The organism is Neobacillus niacini (assembly GCF_023715785.1).
GTDB classification, from domain to species: Bacteria; Bacillota; Bacilli; order Bacillales; family Cytobacillaceae; genus Neobacillus; species Neobacillus niacini_E.
On the sequence record NZ_JAMBOX010000001.1, the window covers coordinates 48,106 to 73,181 of the forward strand.

The following is a 25,076-nucleotide window of genomic DNA, read 5'->3' on the forward strand; positions in this document are numbered from 1 at the left end:
AGCTGGCAACGGCAAGTATCCATGGAGGACAAAAAATTACCAAGGTCCCTAAACCAGTTAAGCTGACAACTTGTGGCCATTCCAAAAAACATTGTCTGCTAGTGAACTTGTCCCTTTCCAATCAAGACCTGCCTGCATTTTATAAAGTACAGCATTTTGCAAAAGGCAAATGCTAAGTTTTTCCGACAAGGAGGGAATCCATGGTGAAACTAGGTATTATGTGCGGCATCCCCCTAAGCGGGAAATCAAAATATGCAAAGGGTTTACAGAGTCAAGGCTGGGTGCGCGTGTCGCTTGATGACCTAAGACTGGCATTACATGGCCAAATTTATAAAGCAGAGGCCGAGGCCAAGGTGTGGGAAACCGCCGAACTGATGGTGCGGACGCTGTTAAAAAGCGGCCACTCTGTTATTGTGGATACCACAAACCGTTCAAGAGAACGCCGCAGGAGATGGAGGCGGGTGGCCAAAGAGTTTGGCCTTACATTGGAAATTTACCAGGTGCATACTGATTATGAAACTTGCAAAGCACGGAACAAGACCTTGAAGAGGCTATCCCAAGATATGTTAAAGAAAATTCACCAGGAGTTTGAGGGACCGACGGCCGATGAAGGGACGATTATCCATGTGACTTTATAAGACAATTGGGAGGTGTGAAAGGCGAGTGAAAAAATATATTTGCTTTGATGTTGGCGGGACAAACGTGAAGCATGGGATTTTACAGGAGGATGGAACAATTATTTCAAAAAGCAGTTATCGAACTCCGACTGACAATCTCGAACAATTTTTAACTAAAATGACAGAAACCATTATGTCATACTTAAAAAATCACCAAGTGTCGGGAATTGCTGTCAGCCTGCCAGGCTTTATCAATCACTATACAGGTTTTTCCGAACAAGCCGGTGCGGTTACAGCTTTAAAAAATCAGAATTTAAAGAGTTTGCTAGAGGCTAGGGTGCCACTGAGGGTGGAAATTGAGAATGACGGAAATTGTGCGGCCATCGCGGAAAAAATCAGCGGCAATGCCAAAGGGTGTGATGATGTTATTTGTGTAACGATCGGTACCGGTATCGGTGGCGGGATTTTTGTCAACGGCAAGCTTTTACGCGGCCAACGCTTCCGGACAGGCGAATTCGGCTTTATGATTACACAGGCGAATGAACATGATTATGGTGATAACTGGCATGCAACAGCCTCCACTGCCGCATTAATCAGCGCCTATAAAAAACTCAAAGGTGGAGAAGACCAAACAAACGGGGAGGCCGTTTTTTTGCATGCAGCCCGAAGCAAATCAGTAAAAAAACTCATCGACAGTTGGACTAGGAATATCAGCTACGGCATTTTCAACCTGGCGGCCACATTAAATCCGGAAAAAATCTTAATCGGCGGTGGGGTTTCCTCCCAAGAGGATTTGCTGCCCGCGATTCAAAGACATTTGGACGAGCTTCCGTGGTGGAAGGACTTAAAGGTTCCCATCGAAAGGTGCAAACATCGAAACGATGCAGGAATGCTTGGGGCGATGTATCACTTCATTCAAAAACAACAGTAACCCAAAAAAAATGGTGCCAAGCTAGTACTGGCGCCGTTTTTTATTCAAATCGACCAATCGAGGAATAACTGCTCTTTTTTTAGGAAAAATACTCTAGAAAAACAACAAGCCCGATAAGTAAATGTTCATAATAAGGAGCCAGCTGCTAGAATTTTTTCAACCACACAGTCCTGGACCTGTAAAGGAGTTGTTTTCGATTTTCAAGAACAAATTGAATTGGGTTATTGTAACAACCTTAAAAGGAATCTCTCAAGTAATGTTAATTGAAAATGCGGTCTCAGGCTTTATGATCTTGGCAGCGATCACGATTGCATCGTATTCGTTGGGAATCGTCGCCTTTTTATCCAGCTTGATTGGAACCTTAATCGGTAAAATAGGTGGTGCAAATGACGAAAGCATTAATCAAGGTTTATTTGGGTATAATTCAGTTCTGGCGGGAATGGCTCTTTCCTTGTTTTTAACAGGAAACAATCGATGGTTGATCGCCTTGGCGGCAGCGGCCATCGTAGCTTTTGTTACCGCTGCCATGATGCATTTTATGCGTCAGTCCAACATCCCTATTCTTACCTTTCCCTATATTCTACTTACCTGGTTTTTACTGTTGACGACTTACCGATTCGTCTCCCTAAACATTAGTCCCGCGCTTAAGCCTCAATCATTATCTAATTGGACGCTCGATATTGAAGGAGAAATAAATTGGGTTGACGGCATCGCGAATGGTATAGGGCAAATTTTCTTCCTTGATTATACTCCCTCGAGCGTTTTATTTTTTATTGCGCTTTTTTGGGCAGGATGGAGAATGGGACTTTATGCGATCGTTGGAAATGTTGCTGCATTATTAACAGCATACGGTCTTGGCGGTGAATATTCCTTAATCTTTGCCGGGTTGTACGGGTATAATGCCATTTTAGCTATTCTCGCAGTATCGGCAGTATTCCAAGAAAACTCTCGATATGGTCTATTAACTGGAATTATTGCTGCGTGTTTAACCGTCCCTATTACAGCAAGCATTGATACGTGGCTTCTCCCATTAGGACTTCCGCCACTTACTATGCCATTTGTGCTTTCTAGTTGGATTTTTTTAGCAGCAAGAAAGATTTTGCCTCAAATTTGAAAAAATGGCTGCCTCAACAAAATTGAGACAGCCATTTGTTTATTCCCCTGCATAATCACTCATCATATTCATAACCTTTGATTCAATTGCATCAACATGTTCCTCTTCCAGCGATTGTTTAGGATGGGGGTTATACCAATGCACCTTATCTCCATGAATCATGCCTTTATATTGATTGCCCTTCACATTTAATGAAAAATGCCGATGTTCTCTGGCAGTGCCTTCAAACACAGGATTTATATCAAAATCTTCAAACATATAGTCCCTCCTTTCAGTTATCAAAAGAAGTTTCTCCAATTAAATAAGCAAATATGCGGATATTATAACCAAAGACTAAATAAACCGTCATTCACACCAAGATTATACATATAATAAAATCCGAAAATGGTACTTAACGCACCCGTTGTTAAAATCAATGCTTTGCTCGTAATCATCCGTTTCATGCTTAAAATAAACGGAATTCCAATAATCGTTGTGAAAATTAACATCCCAGCAACGGTTCCTACTCCAAAAATTAAAATATACAGAGCTCCCTGCCAAACAGACTGAACCGTGCTCATGGTCAGAAGCACCATGGCCCCGCTTCCGGCAATCCCATGGACAAACCCGATGATAAGGGATTTATAATATGTAACCTTCTTGCTGCCAGGTCCATGGGGCAACTTTTCATGGGCATGATGATGAGGTTTATGCTCCTGTTTCTTTCGAATGGATAACATTGCGGCAATCCCTAGATACACCAGCATAATGCCAACAAAAAATTCTAAAGTGAGCGACCACTTCTCCGGAATATCATTTTTCATCAGAATCAGGATAATCCCCACAACAAATAGTGTGGCCGTATGACCGATTCCCCAAAAAACTCCGGCAAGCGACGCCTGCCATAATCTTTTGCTTTGGCTTGCAATTGTGGATACGGCAATCATATGGTCCGGTTCCAGTGCGTGCCTGATTCCCAAAATAAAACCTAAGGTTAAAACTGATAACATCGTTACATCCATGTTTCATCCTCCCCGTAAATCTATATCTATATAAATACCCAGCAACCAGGATCATTGCCGGGTCAACGCCTAATATTTCCTTAGTGAATTTGGTTTTATTTGATACCATTCCTGACTAATCTTGGAGTGAATCTGAGAAAAAACTTTTTCAATATCCTGGGTGGAATTGGAAAATACTCGGACTGTAAATCCAGGCACAGATAGCAGAGACAGTCCAAATCTATAATCAAATGTATTCTGATCAAGTAGGTAATATAACTCATCAAGAAAGGCATTATTTATTTTTTTATCCACTACAATCATGGATCCTAAATGGGTAAAACCTTCCATGAATCCTAATCCTGCAAGGTTTTGATTCGCAGGTTTTAGCTTTAAATGATCATAAACAACCAACTCACCATCCATGTAAATTTCATTTAATACTTGAACTGTCTTATAACTAAACCGTTCGCCTTCCGGTGACCATCCAGGAGTAATGATATCCGAATAAAGCAAGGTAGCACTCCGGTCCATTTGTATGACATTTTTTTGTTTGTAATGGGCATTTTGATAGGCAATCAAAGGGTCAGGAAAATACTCAAGATAACTCCCTGCTTGTAAGTGAATCTCCGTTTCTTGATAGGCGTATTGCTTCGGAGTCTTATAAACCTTTGTTGCACCCTGGGTTGTAAGGGTCAACTGGGCGTTCTCCTCAAGGCATATCTTCATTTGATAACGATCCCCATCTAAATAGCCGCCTCCGGGATTCAATAAATAGTAACAAGCCCTTCCGGAATTATCATGGTAAATAGGGCGCATTACTTTAAATGCGCCCTGAAAATATACGTTTTTTGCAACTGTCTTTCCTTGTCTGTTTTCTGCATTTAAATGTAAAACGCCTGTCCATTCCCCCATATTATGCCAACCCTTTTAATAACGCATTCTCTTTCAGCCAATCAATCACATGATCGAGTCCGGATTCATCTTTTAAGTTAGTGAATGTAAACGGCTTGTCCCCGCGAAACACTTTTGTGTCAGACTCCATGACTTCAAGGCTTGCTCCCACATGCGGCGCCAAGTCGGTTTTATTAATGATAAATAAATCCGATTTGATCATCCCCTGGCCGCCTTTTCGCGGAATTTTTTCCCCTTGGGCCACATCGATTATGTAAATTGAAAAATCAACTAGCTCGGGACTGAAGGTAGCTGCGAGATTATCCCCACCGCTTTCCACAAAAATTAATTCTACATCCGGATGTTTTTCCTTTAGCTCATTGATTGCTGCAAAATTCATCGAAGCATCTTCACGAATGGCGGTATGCGGGCATCCCCCGGTTTCCACACCAATTATCCTTTCGGCAGGAAGGACGCCGTTTTGCATTAAAAATTTTGCATCTTCTTTTGTATAGATATCGTTTGTTACTACCGCCATACTAATTTGATCATGTAAACGCCTTGTCAGTTTTTCCACTAACATCGTTTTTCCGGCTCCTACTGGACCGCCAACACCGATTTTAATTGGTTCCATAGAAAAAACACGTCCTTTCTAATTTGCTGATCACACATAAATTTAACAACGCTTGATGAATCGTACTAATAGATGCGGGAATCGGCAGGGTTTCATTAAGACATAAAAATTCTAATATTTACGCGCTCGTGTCTCATTTGTGATAGCTCAATCCCGGGCGAGACAATGCCAAAGTCCTCCTCGCCCAAGTTGCTGATGGCCTCAACTGCCTCCATCAAATCAGTTTGCACATCGCGTATCAGTTTCTGTCCCGCCGTTTGCCCCAACGGAATACCTCTTACTGCATTTTGAACAATGCTAGATACGACAGAGTAAAGGTAAAATAGAATAGATGTGGAGTTGGGCACTCCAAGATGATGGGCGACCATTGTAAAAACGATAGCAGGATGTCCAAACGATTGTTTTTCCTCTATTCGCTTTCTGTAACCAGAAAGAACCGGTATCCTATATAAGGACTGAACCAGATGTAACATCCGTTCGCCCATTCTCATAGCACCCTCTCTCGTTTCTCGAGGCAGGTTTTGCATGGTCAACAAACGGTCCAGTTTCCATACTTTTTGAAGGTCGTCCTCTTCCAGCGACTGATACACAAGTTGGCATGCCAAGCCATCCGAATAGATGAGCTGCTCATCAATATAAACCCGAAGCCATTCTGAAAAGGTATCGATGTTATGCACCGTATTGTCTTGAATATAGCTTTCAAGGCCATATGAATGGCTAAACGCACCTGTCGGAAAATTTGAATCGCAAAGCTGAAATAGGGCCAGGATTTTTTCATCCATGACTATGACCTATATGACGAAAAGCCTGCTTTACTTTTCGTTTTTCCCGATTATAGGGAATTTCTAGCTCTTGCAACAGTTCCTCCACAAGATAATCATATTGAACCATAATCATATCATCCTCGAATTGAGCCGGAAGGTGCCTGTTTCCTAACTGATGGGCAATTGTCCCCATTTCTTTGATCGTGCGTGGAGTAATGACCAATAAATCATCTGCGAGCACATCAATGACAATCATATTTTTTTCATCCATATACAGGACATCGCCTGCAACAAGGTCACGCGGCTCTTTTAAGCGAATGCCGATTTCCCGGCCGTGGTCAGTGGTGACCCGCTGGATCCGTTTTACTAAATGGTCACTTTCAAGGTAAACTCTTTCAACATGGCGCTTAAAGATTTCTTCTTTTTCCATGTCTTCAATATTTGTTTCAATTTTTTCAATTAGCATACCTATTCACCTCAAAATAGAAAATATCGCTGGGCCATCGGCAGTTTTTTAGCTGGCGAGCTTGTAATAAGCTCCCCATTGACTTTAACCTCATATGTTTGCGGGTCGACCGATAGTTCAGGGGTTTCTGAGTTCAATTTCATGTCTTTTTTCGTTAGTTTTCTGATACCGTGGACGGGCAGGATGATTTTTCCCAATCCCAATTTTTCATGCACTTTCCCTTCAAAGGCAGCCTGTGAAATGAAGGTAATCGAACTTTTGGACAACGCTTTGCCAATTGTCGCATACATCGGTCGATTGACAATCGGCTGCGGCGTTGGAATCGAGGCATTTGCATCTCCCATCATGCCATAGACAACCAATCCACTTTTTAGGACCAATTCCGGTTTTACACCAAAAAACGCCGGATTCCACAACACAAGGTCGGCGATTTTCCCAACCTCAATCGAACCTACGTAGTCGGAAATTCCATGAGTAATCGCCGGATTTATCGTATATTTTGCAATGTACCGCTTGGCCCGATTATTATCAGAAAGCTTGCTGTCCCCTTGTAAGGAGCCTCTTTCTTTCTTCATTTTATCCGCTACCTGCCATGTCCGTGTAATCACCTCACCGATACGGCCCATTGCTTGGGCATCTGAACTGGTCATACTAAAGATGCCCATATCCTGCAGGACATCCTCTGCGGCAATCGTTTCCTTGCGAATCCGTGAATCTGCGAAGGCAATATCCTCTGGTACAGATGGGTTCAAATGGTGGCAGACCATCAACATATCCAAATGCTCATCGACCGTATTCACGGTATATGGCAGCGTTGGATTCGTTGAGGATGGAAGTACATTCATAAAGCTGGCCGATTTGATGAGGTCAGGTGCATGGCCGCCGCCTGCTCCTTCGGTATGATACATGTGAATAACCCGGTCTTTAATTGCTGCCATGGTATTTTCAACAAACCCGGATTCATTTAGGGTATCAGCGTGAAGGGCAACCTGTACGTCATACTTGTCTGCCACCCTTAATGCATGGTCAAGAGCGGAAGGAGTTGCCCCCCAGTCTTCATGAACTTTCAGACCAATGGCGCCAGCCCTAATTTGTTCGGCTAAAGGTTCTTCCGTTGCTGCCTGCCCTTTGCCCGTTAAGCCGACATTTATTGGCAGTCCCTCCACTGCTTCGAGCATTCGGTGGATATTCCATTCCCCGGGAGTAACCGTGGTCGCTCTGGAACCGGCAGTGGCGCCTGTTCCACCGCCAATTAAAGTGGTAAGGCCTGAGGTTAAGGCAACATCGACCTGTGCCGGGTTGATAAAATGAACATGGGTATCAATTCCGCCAGCGGTTACAATCATGCCTTCCCCGGCAATGATTTCCGTCGAAGCACCAATGATAATATCCACCCCATCCATCACCAGTGGATTTCCCGCTTTGCCGATTCCGGAGATTTTCCCGTCACGAATGGCAAGATCCGCCTTGTAGATTCCGGTGTAATCTAAAATCACGGCATTGGTAATCACACAATCAGGAATTCCGTCACCACGGGTTACGAGCGGATGTTGGCCCATTCCATCGCGAATGACTTTCCCCCCGCCAAATACTACTTCCTCACCATAGGTCGTATAGTCTTTTTCAATTTGAATCATCAAGTCCGTATCCGCCAGCCGGATGGAATCTCCTGTAGTCGGACCAAACATCTGGGCATACTGCTTCCTCGGCATTTCAAAACTCATTTGATACGCCCTCCTTCAATAGAGCCGTCGGTCATGTTATTAAAGCCGTAAACTTTGCGTTCTCCAGCGTATGGAACCAATTCCACTTCTTTTTCATCGCCCGGTTCAAAGCGGACTGCAGCACCGGCCGGAATATTTAACCTTTTGCCAAAGGCTTCTTCCCTGGTAAATTGCAAAGACTCATTCACTTCGAAGAAATGATAGTGCGACCCTACTTGAACCGGTCGGTCTCCCGTATTCGTTACCCTCATTTTCAATACGTCTCTTCCTTGATTACATATAATCGGCTCTTCCTTTAAAAATAATTGTCCTGGTTCCCATTCCATTGAGTATCCCTCCAGCAGTTAACGAATTGGATCGTGCACAGTTACTAGTTTTGTTCCATCCGGGAAGGTGGCTTCTACTTGAATATCATCAATGATATCGGCAATCCCTTCCATTACATCTTCACGTGTTAAGATGGTGGCTCCGTATTCCATCAGTTCTGCTACAGTTCTTCCATCTCGGGCACCTTCTAAAACCTCATAGGTTATGAGTGCTACTGCTTCTGGATAATTTAATTTCAATCCTCTCTCTTTTCTTCTTTTTGCCAGGTCGGCCGCCACTACAATCATGAGCTTGTCGATTTCTCGAGGTACCAGTAACATGACCCATCCTCCTTTTGTCGATTTTTGTAAAAATTTCCACCCTACAATATAATTCTCCATATTATCGGAAATTAAACACATTTAAATTTCTTCTTAAAATAAATGAAAACTCGCCGACGGCGAGTCCGTTAGGACGATGACAGAGGCGTAGTTGAATTTATGCGACATTGGAAAATATAAAATTTGATGAAAATTTTATACTTTCCTATTAGCTAAAAAAAAAACGGGAAATTTTCCCGTCATCGTTATAAGTTCAAAACAATGAATAGAACAGCTTTCAGTTCCTTTTATGATGTAACAAAAAAAGCATGTAGACCAATCCGAAATTAGATTAATCTACATGCTTTTTAGTTTTCAATTACATTGCATTAAAGCTTACCGCAATTTTTGCTCCGACTACGGCATTGTTTTTCACTAAAGCGATGTTTGCTTCCAAGCTTTTTCCTTCTGTCAGGTCTTTCACCTTACCAAGCATGAACGGCGTTACATCTTTACCGGCAATATGACGTTCTGCCGCTTCTTTCAATGCCGACTCAATGATGCTATTAATAAATTGCTCATCCATTGCGTGCTCTTCAGGAATCGGGTTAGCAATGACGGCTCCGCCTTTTATGCCAAGATCCCATTTTACTTTCAATGTGGAGGCGATTTCCTCCACATCGTCAGCGCGCAAGTTCAATGCGAATTCGCTTGTCCGCGTAAAGAAAGCTGGAAGGACATCAGTTTGGTAGCCGATAACCGGCACGCCTTTTGTTTCAAGATATTCCATCGTTAAGCCCAAGTCGAGGATGGATTTCGCGCCCGCACAAATGACAGCTACGTTTGTTTGCCCTAGTTCTTCCAGGTCCGCTGAAATATCCATAGTGGTTTCGGCACCGCGGTGAACCCCGCCAATACCGCCGGTCACGAAGATACGAATATCAGCCAACTCGGCGCAAATCATCGTTGCCGCTACCGTTGTGGCACCTAGTTTTTTAGTTGCAAGCAAATAAGCTAAATCACGTCGGGAAGCTTTCGCCACATCCGGGCTTTTTCCGAACATTTCCAACTCTTCATCTGATAGGCCAATCTTGATTTTTCCATCAATAATGGCAATTGTAGCCGGAACCGCGCCATTATCACGGATGATTTGTTCCACTTCACGGGCGGTCTGAACATTTTGCGGATATGGCATTCCGTGAGAGATAATCGTAGACTCCAGGGCCACGATTGGTTTCCCCTGTTCCTTGGCGGTACGTACTTCTTCTGATAAGGTAATATATTGTTTCATAATCCTTCCTCCAGATCTTTAAGTAGTTGTTCTGCGGATAAATCCTGTCGGACAGTATATGGTGATTGCAATGTTTTCGATGCATTGATGTTTCCGGCCCTGGCGATTTCAATTAACGGTTTCCCCTCAAGCCAGGAGTAGATAACCGCGGAGGAGAACGCATCTCCAGCTCCGGTTACATCCAGGATTTCCTTCGTTTCAACTGAAGGAATATGAAATATTCCCTCTTCCTTGTTGCCAATCATCGAGCCCTTTTTTCCATTGGTAATGATTACATTGGCAACCCCATTTGACAGCCATTTTTCTACAGCGTTCTTCCAATCTTCATCATTTCTGATTTCAGTATGGAAGTAGGTTTCCGATTCATCCCGGTTCGTGATCAGCCATGTTACGCCATTTAAATCATCCGGCAGACGGCTCATCTTTGGTGATGAAACTGGGATAATGGCAATTGGGATATCATGATTTTTAGCAAAATGACATAAGAATTGAACGGTTTCCTTTGGACAGTTTAAGTCGACCATAATGCATTTGGCGCGGCTCAACAGCCCTTCGTGTTTCAATAACAGGTCAGGTGTGATGGCATCATAGATGTCCATATCCGCTAACGCAATTACCAAATCGCCCTCGGAGTCTAAAACCGCCGTGTAGGATCCGGTTGATTTTTCAGGGAATTGAATCACGGTTTCCAAGTTCATATAAAGACCTGATGTATCTTCAATGATGGACCAATCCTTATCCGCCCCGCTTGCTGAGATGAGTGATACCTTCAGTCCGAGACGTCCGAGGTTTTCGGCAATATTCCGGGCCACCCCGCCAGCATTGTGTGTCACGTAAATCGGATTGGAGGTACCTAATTGAACTTTGTCTTTGATATGAAATTTCCGGTCTATATTGGCCCCGCCGATACAGATCACTTGTTGGGCCTCATTCAGAATGTAAGCTCGCCCGAGAATATTTCCTTTTTTCATTAAGCCCGATATCATGTTGGCAATGGTAGGCCGGGATAGTCCTAATATTTCCGCCAGCTCCTGTTGAGAAACATATGGATTCTTTCGTATTAAATCAAGAATCAATTGCTCCTTCTCGCTCATCCTTTCAGGCAACTAACTCACCTCATAACCTTATACATTTGTCATCCAAAACTATTTTGGATTAAAGGCCGATAATTCGTCACGGGTTTCCGGAACCTTTACAGCGCCTGATTTAATTTTTTCTGTCCATTCCTGGACTAATGATTCAATTTCAGCTTTGTTTGCTGCTTTCTCGTTAATTGGCGCCAATCCAACACCGTCTTCAGCTAAACCGAATAATGTAACCTTTCCGCCAGGGAAATTGCCATCTTTCGTTAGTGTTGCCAAGTCCTTAACCGCTACATCCACTCGTTTTAGAGCCGATGTCAAAACAACATCCGCACCCATATCCGCTTGGTCACGGTCTACACCAATCGCCCAAAAATCTTTGCCCGGATCTTTAGCTTTACGGTCGTTGGCTTCTTTAAACAGACCGACACCAGTGGCACCTGCGGCATGGAAAATCACGTCCGCGCCTGAAGAATACATTTTGGAAGCGATGGCTTGGCCAACCTCAGCCTTGTCAAAAGCACCTGCAAATTGTACATCGACTTTTACTTCTGGATTTACCGCCTTAACTCCAGCCAAGAAACCAGTTTGGAAACGTTCAATTACAGGAACATCCATTCCGCCAATAAAACCGACGTGGTTCGATTTAGTTGTTTTGGCAGCGGCGATTCCCGCTAGGAATCCTGCCTCATGCTCTTTGAAAAGAATGCTCGCAACGTTTGGCAGGTCTACTTCAGCGTCAACAATGGAGAATTTTGCATCTTTTTGCTGCTTTGCGATTTCCTCCACAGCAGATGGCATTAAAAACCCAATCGCATAAACTAAGTCAAACCCTTCGCGGACAAGTCTATTTAGGTTAGTGGTATAATCGGCATCCGATTTAGATGCAAGGTAGTCATAGCCGCCCTTCCCTTTTTCCAAACCATTTTCTTTACCGAAATTTTGCAGACCCTCCCAAGAAGATTGGTTGAATGATTTATCATCGACACCGCCGACGTCAGTTACCATGGCTACTGAGAAATTGTCCTTTCCGCCTTTGTTTCCAGTTTTATCATTGTTGTCATTACCTTTCCCGCACGCACCCAAAAGTGTTCCTGCAGCCAAAATTAGAGATAATGCCAATCCTGCTTTCCGTTTAATCATTTTTTTGCCTCCTCATGATGTTGGTTTTAAACTTTTGTTTACCTTATAAACTTTCGTTTGTATTATATACCTAACAAACTGGTTGGTCAACCTTTTTTGCAGAGCAAAAACATCTCAATCCAACCTAAAAAGTGAGCTGTTAAGATTATCTTGAACTAATTATTGGCATCTATTCCTTCACTTTTTCTGCTTATAATAAAAACAAGCCCGGCAAAAGTGCCGGGCTTGTTAAAAAATTATCCTGTCTTTTTATCAAACTTTTTCTGGTCCTGAACGAACAGGATGCCTAGCTCATGGTGGTCGCCTTCAAACAACGCCCGTTGGACGAAGCGAATCTCGCCGTTTGTGTCGAGGACATCGAGCTTGCAATGAGCCCGATTTTTTTGCAGTGCCTCATAGAATGTGGTTTCATCCTGCACCTGCTGACCGTTTACTTTGGCGATAATTTCCCCGACCTTAAGTCCCATTTTCTCGGCCGGTGTCTCCGGGATAATCCCAATAATCATCAAACCTTGATTCTTTTTTGAAAAATAAACTGGTTTGTTTTCATCTTTCAGATACGCCATCAGCGAGATGAATTCGCGGCCGATGACAGCCAGCGCCACCGTTAAAATTGAACTGAGCGGATACCAGTAACCGGCAATGGAAAGCAGTAAAATGAACACCCCCAGCCCCATAACCTGGCGGCCGTGATTTTGAATCGCTTCGCGCGGCAACATTCCTTTAATCTGCAGGCTAAAGCCCATGGCAAATGGCACGAGGATCAGCGAATATTCCTTGGCTCCGATCTGAAATACTGGCCACCAATCGAAAGTGGAGGGAATCGCCTCGCCCGGAATCAGCAGGAACATCGGCAGCAGCCATAGCCGTTTTACCTCATGGATGCCAATGCTTTGCCCTCGTTTGCTCTTTGTCAGTTTAGGCGAAGATCCCTTACTGCCATTTTTTAAAATGAAAATACCTTCGGCAATGAGCAGAAGTCCCAACACAATGACAATTGATGGATAGATTTGTGTTTTTAATGCCCCAAACGCATTTTCAAAAAACGGAAACGGCCAGCTGTTTTTGGCGAGCATTACGATAGCAAAAAACGCGGCCCCGACCGTGTAGGCCGGAGACATCCAGCGGACGTTGGCCGTTAACGACCATAACAGTGTAAAAGCCGCAATCAGCAATACTGCTGCAAACGGGATTACAATTCCTGCTCCTACGACTGCGACTGAAAGGACTGCCCCGATTAAAAGCCCCAGCGGAAATAGCTGCCGCAGTTCGAAATAAGCATCCTCTGCCCGGACATGGAAATTTTTCCGCTCACGTTTTACCCTCATGACTCCCAATATTCCAGCCAGGAAAACGAGATAGTATAAAACAGGATGTAAAAATAACTTGCCTGTCCCTTTAAGAAGCTCCACAAGCCATATTTGTACCAACTCCTGTCACCTGCCTCTTGTAAAATTTATCATAGATTAAAAGTCTCTTAACCTTTATTTTACCAAATTACCAGGGCAAAACATATTGCTAGATATTAAAAATTATATTTCAAAGGAGCAGGGATGGGATTTTATGTTAAAAAGGGTCGACTATTTCCGTGGAAATTCTTTTTCATTACCCATAATAAGACAAAAAAGCAGCAAACCTTTTCTAGGTTTACTGCTTACTATATTTTATTTTCCAATTAACCGCAGTGCCATTTGAAGTTGAGCATCGTTTTTCTCTTTTTTCATTTCTTTGATGGCGGCGTCCTCGAGCTTGGCTGCGGTTTTGGCATCAATTTTCCCGGTGACAGGCAGTTTGTTATTTTCCTGGAACGCTTTCACTGCGGTCGTGGTTTCTGAACTGAAGTAGCCATCGGTCCGGCCTGGCGCCAGCCCCAGGCCATCCAAAATTTCCTGCGCATTTTTCACTTGCTCGTTGTTCATGTCTTCCACGAGCGGCTTGTCGATTTGCAACGGGTGTGTGGTGAAGATATCTGGTTGCTTGACTTCTACATCCGGCTTAATGCCCTTTTTGTGTATCCAGTTTCCGTCTGGCGTCAGCCATTTGAACAGTGTCAGCTTAATATTGCTGCCGTCTTCCATTGGCACTGCCTGCTGTACGGTGCCCTTACCGAAGGTCGTTTCTCCGATTAACTTGTAACCAGTCGCTTCCTGCAGTGCCCCTGCCAAAATCTCCGAAGCTGAAGCGCTCCCCTTATTGGTGAGGACAACGACTGGGTATGGCTTTTTCTCAGTTAATGTTGAGAAATATCGCCGCTTTTCACCATTTCGCTGTTGAATTTGCACAAACGGCTTATCCTTAGGCACAAATTCCTTTAAGATTTCCTCAACGCTCGATAGCAGACCGCCCGGATTACCACGGACATCAATAATTAACCCTTTGATTTTGTCATTCTCCAAAGCCTTCAATTCCTTTTTAAAATCAACCGCGGTATTTTCGGAAAAAGACGTCACCTCAAGGTATCCGATTCTTTTGCCGTCATACTGCTTGATATCGGAATGGACGGTTTCGAGCGGAATTTCGTCGCGCTTCACTTCAAACGTCAACGGTTCCTTCAGGCCATTGCGGGCAATTTCAATCTTGACAGTCGTACCCTTTTTGCCGCGAATTTTGGAGGTAGCTTTGTTAAGGTCAAGTCCCTCGACACTCTTTCCATCGACTTTCAAAATTTGGTCGTGCGGCTTGAGACCGGCTTTTTCAGCCGGAGAATTTTTGAACGGGGATACGATGACGATTTTTCCATCCTCCATCCCTACTTCGGCCCCGATCCCTTCAAAGGAGGATTCCAACGTCTGCGTGAATTGTTGGGTTGTTTCCTTGTCCATATAAACCGAATATGGATCCTTTAGGACGGACAGCATGCCTTGAATTGCACCCTCGACCAGCTTTTCCTGGTCAACCTTTTCAACGTAACGACTGAGGATGAGCTCGTAGGCCTGCCCGACTTTTCCAAGGTCATCCGTTTCTGTTTGGCTAGTGGCTGTTTGTGTTTTGGCTGGCTTTATCGCATTCTCAAGCTGGGAGTTTGCTTGGTCTTTTTGGAAAAATTGCATTCCGGCGTAGGTGCCGCCTGCCCCTGTCAGCAGTGACCCCGCCATCAATAGGGCCATCCATTTTCGATTCATTTCGTCGTCCTCCTGTTAACCTGCCTGTTTTAACTATTTTGCAAACAGACAGCGATTTCCTGCCCGAATATTAACTTATATGACGGGAATGGACGAGTTATGAGTCGTTTTCGGGAGAAAGTCGGGGGATGGGGCAAGGAGTGTTGTGGATTTTCATAAGACATATTGTTGCGGTTGTTACTCGGCCCTAGGCTCTAGGGTGCGTTCATAAGACACGTTGACGATGATTTTCCCCGGTCGTGCGCTCTATGGCGGCTTCATAAGACACTTTGAAGCCATTTCTTCTTGTCGGCGAGCCCTATGAAGCTTCCATAAGACACTTTGATGATGATTTACCTCGGTCACGCGCAATATGGCGCACTTTCCATGACGCGTTCTCTCCAATTTTTCTTCCAAACGGGTTGTATATACGGTTCTTTTAATGCGGTCTCTTCGGGGTTCCTTCCAAACGCGTCATATGCGCCCCTCTTATTACTCGGTCTCCTCGGTTTTCCACCAAAACGCGTCATATCCACCCTTCTTATTACGCGGTCTCCTCGGTTTTCCACCGAAACGCGTTATATACTCCCCTTTTATTACACGGTCTCTTCGGTTTTCCACCGAAACGCGTCATATACACCCTTCTTATTACGCGTTCTCTTCGGCTTTCCACCGAAACGCGTCATATACTCCCCTTTTATTACACGGTCTCTTCGGTTTTCCACCGAAACGCGTCATATACACCCTTCTTATTACGCGTTCTCTTCGGCTTTCCACCGAAACGCGTTATATACGCCCTTCTTATTACGCGTTCTCTTCAGGGTTCCTCCCAAACGCGTCATATACTCCCCTCTTATTACACGGTCTCTACGGTTTTCCACCAAAAACGCGTTATATCCACCCTTCTTATTACGCGTTCTCCTCGGTTTTCCACCGAAACGCGTCATATACTCCCCTTTTATTACGCGTTCTCCTCGGTTTTCCACCAAAACGCGTTATATCCACCCTTCTTATTACGCGTTGTCCACAGTTTCCCGCATAAGACACTTTATGAACCAAAGATCCCAATTTACCCCCCCGTGGTCACTGAACCCAAACAAAAAAAGAGAGAAGCTACCTGAGCTCCTCCCCATTAATTTCACTTTTTTAATATGGCACAATCCCCGCTGGATTAATGGCTGAATGGTACGCCCAGCGGCCTTTGTACAGCTCGAAATGCAAGTGCTGGCCTCGTGATGCACCAGTGTTGCCCATCGTGCCAATTTGCTGACCTTTTTTGACATTCGCGCCTACACCCACACCCATGCTGCTCATATGGGCATATACAGTCGTATAAATTTGACCGTTAATATTGTGCAGGATATAGATGACGTTGCCATAGCTGCTTGAATAGTGGGCTGCATAAACCTCTCCATCGGCAGCCGCCCAAATTGGAACACCACCGCCACTTTTCGCTATATCAACTCCGTAGTGCATTTTCCCATTACGCATACCGTACTGAGAAGTCACGACGCCAGGCGCCGGTCTCGTGAAGTTCCCGCTGGAAACAGCAGGTGCGTTGGAACCTCCCGCAGAGCCGCCCGAAGAACTGCTAGCCGCAGGTTTCTGAGCCTGTTTTGCCGCCTGTGCAGCCTGAGCCGCTTGCGCCGCCTGCAGTGACCGCTTAATCGCAGCCTCCTGTGCGGCAAGAATATTCTCCTGTTCTTTCATATCCATGGCAACTTCTTGTTCTTCCGCTTCCTGTTCCTCAAGAGATGCTAGAAGATTATCCTTTTCCGCCCGTTGTGCATTTAACTGCTGATTTGTTCTCTCGATATCGGCAACCATTTTTTCCAAACTCCCAAGGTTTTTCTGGACCTCAGTTTGCTTCGTTTCCAGTTCTCTTTTATCAGCCTCATGCTGCTGTAAAATATCCTGGTCCGCCGCCATAATCGTAGCTACCGCGTTCGCCCGGTCGATGAAATCACTAAAGCTGGTGGCGCCGAACAGCACATCCAAATAGGAAATCACCCCGCCGGTTTCCTGGTAGCTGCGAATCCGATCCTTTAACAGAACATTGCGCTTTTCAATCCGCTCCTTTAAAACTGCAGATTCTTCCTGAAGCTTGGTAATCTCAGCTTTGGTTTCGGCAATTTTAGCGGTCTTCTCCTTAATCTGCGCCGCAGCTTGATTGATGGCTGCCTCGAGACGCTTTATTTCAGACTCTACACTATTTTGCTGGTTTTGCAGATTGCTAATCTTATCGTTTTGTTTCATAAGGTCCGATTTAATCCCGGACCGCTCCTTTTGCACCTTGTTCTGCTGATCCTTCAAGCTGGAAATGGAGGCTGCTTCTGTATGTATTGATGCTCCTCCAAAAATGGTTCCAAGTCCAACCGTCGCAGCGGCTGCTAGCGTGATGACTGTTTTTCTCATGCGAAATTTCTCCCCATTTCCCTATTTAAAAAGTCAGGAAGGAAATGACCATCTTCCTTCCTGACTACATTTCTTAAACCTTCAAAAACTTCCTTACTGACATCAAGCTGCCCCAAACACCGATAACTGCGCCCATTAACAGCAAGATGCCGGAAAGCTGGAACACGAACGGATCAAACGGCAGAATCCTGATAAACGTGCCAGTGAGCCTTGGGCCAATATAATCGTAGGCGCGATAGTAGGCAATCCCAATCAGGACGATTGGCAGAATCGAACCGATGATGCCGAGCCACAGACCTTCCAGTACAAACGGCCAGCGAATAAAGCCATTGGTTGCCCCTACTAATCTCATAATCTTGATTTCTCTGCGTCTGGCAATAATCGTAATTTTAATTGTATTGGAAATCAGGAACACAGCCGTGAAGAGCAAGCCAAAGATTAACACGACGCCGACGTTCCGACTCGCTTTAATAAAACTGAACAGTTTTTCCACCTTGCCCTGACCATATTTTACTTTTGTGACATAGTCTAATTTTTCCGCTTTTTTGGCCACCTTCATGGTATCCTGCGGTTTTTCCGTTTTGACGATAAAGACGTCGTTTAGCGGGTTATCTTGCTCAAACAGTTTAAACGCCTTGCCTTCTTCGCCCATGCTCTTCACCAAATCCTGCAGTTCCTTTTCTTTTGGTGAAAACTTGACGGTTTTTACTTCCGGCATGGCTTCAAGCCTGGATTTCAAGGACCCTTGGTCATCTTCGGTTGCTGCCACATCGATGTGAACGCGGATTTGCACATCCTGTTCAATCGTTTCAGCGACGCGGTTCAAGTTCATCATGATGACGAAAAAGACACCAACCAAAATCAAGGTAACCGTAACGGCACTGACGGATGCAAATGTCATCCAGCCATTTCTGCCGATGCTCTTTAAACTTTCACGGGCATGACGGCCAATTGTTCTAATTTTCATAACCGTATTCCCCCCTGCTCTCATCGCGGACAATTTTTCCGCCTTCAATGGCGATGACCCGATGTCTAATGCTGTTCACAATATCCCTGTTATGGGTGGCCATGATTATCGTTGTGCCACGGTTATTGATTTCTTCAAAAATTTTCATGATGTCCCAAGTCGTTTCCGGGTCAAGGTTCCCCGTCGGCTCATCGGCAATCACGACCTTCGGAGAGTTCACAATGGAGCGTGCAATCGAAACGCGCTGCTGCTCACCGCCCGAAAGCTCGGTAGGAAGCATTCTTGCTTTATGTTTTAGGCCGACGAGGTCAAGAACCTCCATTACACGTTTCTTGATATATTTTGGATTCGCTTCGATAACCTCTAACGCGAACGCCACATTTTCATAGACTGTGAGAGTCTGAAGCAATTTGAAGTCTTGGAATACAACACCAAGATTACGGCGGAATAACGGAACCTTTTTCATCTTAAGCTTGGCCAAATTGACGCCATTCATTGTAATCGTTCCTGATGATGGAACCTCTTCACGGTATATCATTTTTATAAACGTCGATTTTCCGGCACCGCTCGGACCGACCACATAAACGAATTCGCCCTGATTAATCCGGACGTCTATTCCATTGATGGCAGAAACGCCATTCGGGTACTTTTTATATACCTCTTGCATTTCAATCATGTATATCACCCAATTGTTTTTTATTTTAAAGATTAGAGTCACATAATTCGACAATATTTGCAACAAAAACACAATATGAAACAAATCGTGCATAATTCCGCATGGTTTTATTATAACATCATCATTCGTCAAAAAAAGCGGTAAAATTATTACAGTTTCTTTTCAAAGAATACAAAAACTAGTCAATTTCTACATAATAGGCCATTTTTCAAGGGAAGTTAACGGTGGTTTATGTCGATTATTCATAATAAAAAAAACACCCCGCAAAAATCACGGAGCGTTTTCGTCATTCATTACTTTTTAGCTGCAAGCCATTCAGCCACTTGGTCAGCGTCGTCACCTGTTACAACATTTGGTGGCATACCGCCCTGGCCATTGTGAATGATATTTAATATTTCATCTTTAGAGTATTTTGAACCAATTTGGGTTAAGTTCGGACCTACGGCACCCTTCAGATCGCCGCCATGACAGCTGGAGCATTTTTGGTCATAAATCTTTTGGCCGCCGGCATCAGCAGTATCGCCGCCACCCTTGTCATCGCCACCGCCGCCGCAAGCAGCAAGGCCCATTACTAAAGCCGTTCCCATGAACAAAGTCATCAATTTTTTCTTCATTTCAACTTCGTACCCCCTAATGTAAAATATCCCACCGATGTACTATTATACCAATATTACGCCCGTTTGAAACCCTCTCCTAACACTTCCGCAGCATCCATAACCACGACAAATGCTGATGGGTCAAGGGTTTTCACCAATTGTTTCAATTTTGTGAACTCCGTTTGGTCTACCACACACATTAACACTGGCCGTTCATGGTCGGTAAAACCCCCGTATGCTGATAGTTTTGTCACACCACGGTCGATTTTATTCAAAATTCCTTGTCGTACTTCCTCTTGATTATTCGTAATAATCATCGCCATCTTTGACCGGCCAAAGCCAACCTGCACCAAATCAATTGTTTTACTAGTGACGTACAGCCCGATAAGGGCATACAGCGCTTTTCCAATGTCAAACACGAGCGCCGCGGTCAGAACAATTAAACCGTCAATCATCACAACGCATCTGCCAAGCGTGAAACCAGTGTATTTGTTGATGATCTGCGCGGCAAGATCTGTTCCCCCGGTGGATGCCTTTCCGCGAAAAACAATTCCAAGGCCAAGACCAATGCCGATTCCCCCAAACAACGCGCCAAGCAGGGCATCATTTGTCCAAGGTTCCCAATGTTTCGTTAAAAAAACGACAAACGGCAGAAACACTGTTCCAACCAAGGTTTTCAAACCGAATTGCTTTCCTAATAAAATAACGCCGGCTATAAACAAGGGAATATTAAACGCCCACTGGACATAGGCCGGCTCCCAGCCAAGGACCGATTTGGTTATGGTACTAATGCCGCTGACGCCGCCAGAGGCAACCTCGTTGGGCAGCAAAAACACATTAAAGGCAATAGCGATGATGGCCGAGCCAATCAGCACCAATATGTAATCAATCGCGATTCCCGCTTTTGGATTTTTGTCCGTGATCTTGCTCAAAATATTCATGTATGATTCCCCTCTAAAAAGCTTTATTGGAAAAGGGGCGGAGCGTCGCAAAAGCACTCTGGTTTAGATAAGAAGTGCAATATACAATTATTTGGCTTGTATTTTAGTTTAGCCTGGCTTTGCTCACACCGCCTTATTGGCAAGGTTTGGTATACTTATACTATTGTTCATATGATTATGGTTGGATCCCCGTATTGAATTTCAGTAAAGTACCGAAGAGAGTATAGCATGGGCAAATTTTGGTGTAAATGCCATTGGGTTAACGTGGTGAAGGGGTAAATTTTTATTAGCATTTACTAACTCATAAATAAAAATAAGCCTTTGCCGATAATCCGACAAAGGCTTATTAGTATTATGAAATTCTGGAACGTAAATAAGCGTTTATAAACTGATCCAAATCCCCGTCCATGACAGCCTGGACGTTGCCAGTCTCAGCTGAGGTACGGTGATCTTTGACCATGGAGTACGGGTGGAACACATAGGAGCGGATTTGGCTCCCCCAACCGATTTCCTTTTGTTCGCCGCGGATTTCTAAGAGCTCCTTTTCTTTTTCCTCGACTTGCTTTTGATAAAGCTTCGCCCTTAACATGTTCATTGCATGCTCGCGGTTTTGAATTTGCGACCGCTCTGTTTGACAGCTAACGACAATTCCGGTCGGAAGGTGCGTGATCCGGATCGCTGATTCTGTTTTGTTGACGTGCTGACCGCCGGCTCCACTGGAACGGTACGTATCGACACGCAAATCTTCAGAACGGATTTCGATTTCAATATCTTCATTTAACTCCGGCATGACTTCACATGACACGAATGAAGTATGGCGTCGTCCGGAAGAATCAAACGGCGAAATCCGTACGAGACGGTGAACGCCTTTTTCAGCCTTTAAATAACCGTAAGCATTATGTCCCTTAATGGACAGAGTCACGCTTTTGATTCCGGCTTCATCACCAGGCAGGTAATCGAGTGTCTCGACCTTAAAGCCCTTTTTCTCGGCCCAGCGCGTATACATCCTGAGCAGCATCGAGCCCCAGTCCTGCGATTCTGTTCCGCCAGCACCCGGGTGCAACTCGAGGATGGCATTATTTTTATCAAACTCCCCGCTTAAGAGAAGCTGCAATTCAAATTGGTTCAATCGGCTGGTCAACTGCTGGAGCTCTTCCTCAAGCTCAGCCTGCAACTCAGCATCGCTTTCCTCTTTCACAAGCTCGTAGCTTACCTCAAGGTTTTCGTATACCTCATTAAGTTCATAAAACTCGTGAACTTGGTCCTTTAAAGCGTTAGACTCACTAATAACAGCTTGGGCCGCATTCTGGTCATCCCAAAAATTTGGCTGCAGCATCGTATCCTCCAGCTCAGCTATGCGTGCCTCCTTATTTTCAAGGTCAAAGAGACCCCCTAAAGTCCGCTAATGTTTTAGCCGTTTTTTCAAGCTCATTCCGAATTTCTGCTAATTCCATCTTCGTCACCTCTATTTGAGAACTATAGTATAGTTTATTCTAAATTTCCTTGATAGTCCTTGTCCATTATAACGTGAAAACCGGAAAAAATTCAAAAATTGGTTGGTTGGGATGTGGGATTCGGGTGGGAAATTTAGATTTCAGCAAGTTTTGCGGCGTTAATAACAGTTTTTCCGAATATATCGACACATTTTTTGTGGATATCAACACTTGTTGGAAGGTTATCGACATTTTTTCAATGGATCAACACTTTTTTGATAATATCGACAATTTAGAGTTGGCCGAAGGAATTCTACAAAATGCAGGAACAATTCTACGTACTTTAGCCAGAATTCTACATGAATCCGGAACAATTCTACTAAATTTAGGAGGAATTCTACAAAAAAGACCTCTTGAAATTTCTACCCATAACATTACATTTAAACGTGTATTTTCGCGTCTCTTTCCGTCAAAAATGGTACTATTAAATAAAAGCGAGAGATTGCTTAAATTTATTAGATGAACGAATCGACACATAATTTAATGACCAATATGGACTAGGCCAAAGAATGGATGGAACTTAAGGAATAGAGATATAAAGGAGCAAAGTGCTATGGAGAAGATAAACCGGAATGCCCCCTGTCCATGCGGGAGCGGAAAAAAGTATAAAAAATGCTGCGGCGCAAATGAGGCTATTTCGATTACCCAGTTGCTCGAAAGTGAGATTGATGAGCTGCAAAAGCAAATGATTCAGTTTGCGTTTACCTACTTTGGAGAAGAGATTGAAGAGGATTTTGCGTTGTTTGAGGAGAACAGTGAAATCCAACTGGACGACGAGCAGGAGCGCGAATTTTTCGAAATGATCCATGGTATTTGGTTCTCGCTGTTCGAGGAACTGGATGATGGAAAATCGATTATGGAGAAATTCATCGCATCTGAGGCTGGAAAAATTAGACGGCCGAAGTTACGGCAAATTTTACAATCGTGGGCGAATCCACGAGCGATTGCCGGGAAGGTAATCAAGAGCGAACACAACAAGCTTACGTTCGAGGATGGTTTTTCAGGAGAGCAACTGGATGCAATTGTGACAGGCACTCCGGTCGAGCTGGAGGCAAACTCCTTTTTCATGGGGATGATTGTCCCGTTCGAGCAGAATTACGTGTTTTTCCCGGCACCGTTTGATTTGCCTGATCTGGTAGCTGAAAATGCCTTTGCCTTTATTGCAGACAGTGCGATGGCGAACGGTTACGACTCTCTTCAAGAGTATGTGACCGACTTTTTCATGGAGGTCATGAGCGATTTGCCGATGGTGGGTGCGCAGGTTGACATTGAGGATCTGAACTGGCCGGCACCGATTTACAAAGAAGTAGCCGATATTTTTAAAACAAGGCTTGATTCGCTTAATGTATTGCCTCCGTTTGTGGATATGGGCGTCGTGCTTTGGTACTCCTATTGCCAGAAAAAGCAGAAGCGGATTCAAAATCCAAATGCCACTGCTGCCGGTTTGCATTATTTGATTTCGAAAATCGCCCCTGTGGAAAAAATTTACACACAAAAAGATCTTGCCCAAATGTACGGCGTATCCGCCGGGGCCATTTCGTCGAATGCCTCAGATTTGGAAACCACCCTGAGTCAGGAAATCGAGGAGATAATGGGGATGTATTCTGATGAGGTCAGACCGCCAGCTCAGGCAGGGTCCGTGATTGAGTTTCCGACTAAGCCAAGGATTGTCGAACCAGAACAGCCTCGAAAACTAAAGAAGGTTTCTCGCCGTGATGAAGAACGGGCCCAGGAATTGATTTTTGAAGCGTTGCAGGAGGAAGGCAGGAAGCGGTATCAGTTGGCCGAACAAGCATTGGGGCTGAATCCGTACTGTGTCGATGCATACGTGATTCTTGCGGAAGATGTAGATTTCCTTGATGAAGCAGTAATGATGTTTCGAAGAGGAATGGAAGTTGGCGCACAAGCGCTTGGCAAAGAATTTTTCGAGGAGAATAAGGGCTATTTTTGGGGCCTGATTGAAACAAGGCCGTATATGCGGGCGAAACAGCATTATGCAGAGGCGCTTTATCTTTTGGGAGATGCGGACGGCGCAATCGGACAGTATGAGGAAATGCTTGTGTTAAATCCGATGGACAACCAGGGCGTGAGGGATTCCTTATTTGTTGTCTATGTTGATAAGGGCGAACTCCAAAAGGCACGAGAGTTGTTGGAAAAATATGATGAGGATACCACGCAAAACGCGTATAACAAGCTCCTGCTTGAGTTAGTTGAACACGGATATACCATGAAGGCCAAAAAGCTGTTGAAAGAAGCTAAAAAAGCTAATAAGTTTGTACCCGCTTACCTGACAGGTAAAAAGAAACTGCCAGACGAGCTGCCGGATTTCTACGGGTTCGGTGACGATAACGAAGCCATTTGCTATGCTGGTATGCACAAACTTTTGTGGGATAAAGTTGATGGGCTTTCCGAGTGGATGAAAAAATAGAGTTTAGTGTCCCCTTGACTTAGTCACGGGGGCTTTTTTAATATTTTTTTAGGAAGGTATCAAAAAGACGTTGAGGCAGATCCGAGGTTTCCGGAGTGAATATTGTTAAGGAAACACAGAATGCATGTTCAGTTAGCGGTCGAAACGGTAGACATGAATTAATAGATTATTGATACCTCAAAAAAGAAAAAAG

The 25,076-nt window shown here is 44.3% G+C and carries 25 protein-coding genes; 5 read left to right on the plus strand and 20 right to left on the minus strand.

The features are described from left to right. The first annotated feature begins 200 nt into the window (after positions 1-200). From M3234_RS00220 to M3234_RS00230, 3 genes are all read left to right on the plus strand, one after another. Positions 201-638 carry an ATP-binding protein gene (locus M3234_RS00220; RefSeq protein ID WP_262302747.1) on the plus strand — a complete coding sequence of 146 codons (438 nt, stop codon included), beginning with the start codon at positions 201-203 and terminating at the stop codon, positions 636-638. Positions 639-663: 25 nt separating this feature from the next. Then, positions 664-1,548, plus strand: coding sequence for an ROK family protein (locus tag M3234_RS00225; protein WP_262302748.1), 885 nt, complete (start codon positions 664-666; stop codon positions 1,546-1,548). A 211-nt stretch (positions 1,549-1,759) separates the two neighbouring features. Further along, positions 1,760-2,662, plus strand: coding sequence for an urea transporter (locus tag M3234_RS00230; protein ID WP_396953911.1), 903 nt, complete (start codon positions 1,760-1,762; stop codon positions 2,660-2,662). Between the two features lie 39 nt (positions 2,663-2,701). Here the strand turns inward: M3234_RS00230 and M3234_RS00235 are convergent, their stop codons facing one another. The 20 genes from M3234_RS00235 to prfB all read right to left on the minus strand — a co-directional run bounded on the left by M3234_RS00235 (position 2,702) and on the right by prfB (position 22,416). Further along, entirely contained in the window at positions 2,702-2,920 is a 219-nt protein-coding gene (locus M3234_RS00235; RefSeq protein ID WP_262302750.1) for a hypothetical protein, read from the minus strand. 62 nt (positions 2,921-2,982) lie between these two features. After that, a complete protein-coding gene (locus M3234_RS00240) occupies positions 2,983-3,663 on the minus strand; it encodes an urease accessory protein UreH domain-containing protein (RefSeq protein WP_262302751.1) in 681 nt (226 codons plus the stop codon). Between the two features lie 69 nt (positions 3,664-3,732). Beyond that, positions 3,733-4,557 (minus strand): urease accessory protein UreD, encoded by an 825-nt coding sequence (locus M3234_RS00245; RefSeq protein WP_262302752.1) that lies wholly within the window; start codon positions 4,555-4,557, stop codon positions 3,733-3,735. Position 4,558: 1 nt separating this feature from the next. Further along, the gene (gene ureG / locus M3234_RS00250) at positions 4,559-5,170 is read right to left on the minus strand and encodes an urease accessory protein UreG (protein WP_262302753.1); all 612 of its coding nucleotides are present in this window, start codon (positions 5,168-5,170) and stop codon (positions 4,559-4,561) included. A 95-nt stretch (positions 5,171-5,265) separates the two neighbouring features. Beyond that, entirely contained in the window at positions 5,266-5,952 is a 687-nt protein-coding gene (locus M3234_RS00255; RefSeq protein WP_262302754.1) for an urease accessory protein UreF, read from the minus strand. Beyond that, a complete protein-coding gene (gene ureE, locus M3234_RS00260; protein WP_262302755.1) occupies positions 5,945-6,400 on the minus strand; it encodes an urease accessory protein UreE in 456 nt (151 codons plus the stop codon). The genes M3234_RS00255 and ureE overlap by 8 nt, the downstream gene beginning before the upstream one ends. Before the next feature lie 11 nt (positions 6,401-6,411). Beyond that, complete coding sequence (ureC, locus tag M3234_RS00265; protein ID WP_262302756.1) at positions 6,412-8,124, minus strand: urease subunit alpha; 1,713 nt, start codon at positions 8,122-8,124, stop codon at positions 6,412-6,414. Continuing rightward, entirely contained in the window at positions 8,121-8,450 is a 330-nt protein-coding gene (locus tag M3234_RS00270) for an urease subunit beta (RefSeq protein ID WP_262302757.1), read from the minus strand. The genes ureC and M3234_RS00270 overlap by 4 nt, the downstream gene beginning before the upstream one ends. An 18-nt stretch (positions 8,451-8,468) precedes the next feature. Then, complete coding sequence (locus tag M3234_RS00275; RefSeq protein ID WP_066314982.1) at positions 8,469-8,771, minus strand: urease subunit gamma; 303 nt, start codon at positions 8,769-8,771, stop codon at positions 8,469-8,471. 358 nt (positions 8,772-9,129) lie between these two features. Further along, entirely contained in the window at positions 9,130-10,041 is a 912-nt protein-coding gene (locus M3234_RS00280) for a pseudouridine-5'-phosphate glycosidase (RefSeq protein ID WP_262302758.1), read from the minus strand. Continuing rightward, on the minus strand, positions 10,038-11,135 hold the full coding sequence (locus M3234_RS00285; RefSeq protein WP_262303539.1) for a carbohydrate kinase: 1,098 nt from the start codon (positions 11,133-11,135) through the stop codon (positions 10,038-10,040). Before M3234_RS00285 ends, M3234_RS00280 begins: the two co-directional genes overlap by 4 nt. 51 nt (positions 11,136-11,186) lie before the next feature. Next, on the minus strand, positions 11,187-12,266 hold the full coding sequence (locus tag M3234_RS00290) for a BMP family lipoprotein (RefSeq protein ID WP_262302759.1): 1,080 nt from the start codon (positions 12,264-12,266) through the stop codon (positions 11,187-11,189). Positions 12,267-12,502: 236 nt separating this feature from the next. Further along, positions 12,503-13,696: a PDZ domain-containing protein gene (locus M3234_RS00295; RefSeq protein WP_262302760.1), complete on the minus strand. Its 1,194-nt coding sequence runs from the start codon at positions 13,694-13,696 to the stop codon at positions 12,503-12,505. Between the two features lie 234 nt (positions 13,697-13,930). Continuing rightward, positions 13,931-15,388, minus strand: a complete 1,458-nt coding sequence (locus M3234_RS00300) for a S41 family peptidase (protein ID WP_262302761.1) — start codon at positions 15,386-15,388, stop codon at positions 13,931-13,933. A 1,125-nt stretch (positions 15,389-16,513) separates the two neighbouring features. Further along, positions 16,514-17,782 carry a murein hydrolase activator EnvC family protein gene (locus M3234_RS00305; protein ID WP_262302762.1) on the minus strand — a complete coding sequence of 423 codons (1,269 nt, stop codon included), beginning with the start codon at positions 17,780-17,782 and terminating at the stop codon, positions 16,514-16,516. A 73-nt stretch (positions 17,783-17,855) separates the two neighbouring features. Beyond that, the gene (gene ftsX / locus M3234_RS00310; protein WP_262302763.1) at positions 17,856-18,749 is read right to left on the minus strand and encodes a permease-like cell division protein FtsX; all 894 of its coding nucleotides are present in this window, start codon (positions 18,747-18,749) and stop codon (positions 17,856-17,858) included. Then, positions 18,739-19,425: a cell division ATP-binding protein FtsE gene (gene ftsE, locus M3234_RS00315; protein WP_262302764.1), complete on the minus strand. Its 687-nt coding sequence runs from the start codon at positions 19,423-19,425 to the stop codon at positions 18,739-18,741. Before ftsE ends, ftsX begins: the two co-directional genes overlap by 11 nt. A gap of 293 nt (positions 19,426-19,718) precedes the next feature. Beyond that, complete coding sequence (gene cccB / locus M3234_RS00320; protein ID WP_262302765.1) at positions 19,719-20,039, minus strand: cytochrome c551; 321 nt, start codon at positions 20,037-20,039, stop codon at positions 19,719-19,721. A 56-nt stretch (positions 20,040-20,095) separates the two neighbouring features. Next, a complete protein-coding gene (locus M3234_RS00325; protein ID WP_262302766.1) occupies positions 20,096-20,962 on the minus strand; it encodes a YitT family protein in 867 nt (288 codons plus the stop codon). Positions 20,963-21,314: 352 nt separating this feature from the next. After that, positions 21,315-22,416 (minus strand): peptide chain release factor 2 gene (gene prfB / locus M3234_RS00330; RefSeq protein WP_262302767.1). Its coding sequence is split into 2 segments (ribosomal slippage): positions 21,315-22,343 and positions 22,345-22,416, totalling 1,101 coding nucleotides; the frame shifts between segments, so codons are not numbered across the junction. 124 nt (positions 22,417-22,540) lie between these two features. Here prfB and M3234_RS00335 point away from each other — a divergent pair. Continuing rightward, entirely contained in the window at positions 22,541-22,918 is a 378-nt protein-coding gene (locus M3234_RS00335) for a hypothetical protein (protein ID WP_262302768.1), read from the plus strand. Between the two features lie 90 nt (positions 22,919-23,008). Then, positions 23,009-24,883, plus strand: coding sequence for an SEC-C metal-binding domain-containing protein (locus M3234_RS00340; RefSeq protein ID WP_262302769.1), 1,875 nt, complete (start codon positions 23,009-23,011; stop codon positions 24,881-24,883). Positions 24,884-25,076 lie beyond the last annotated feature (193 nt).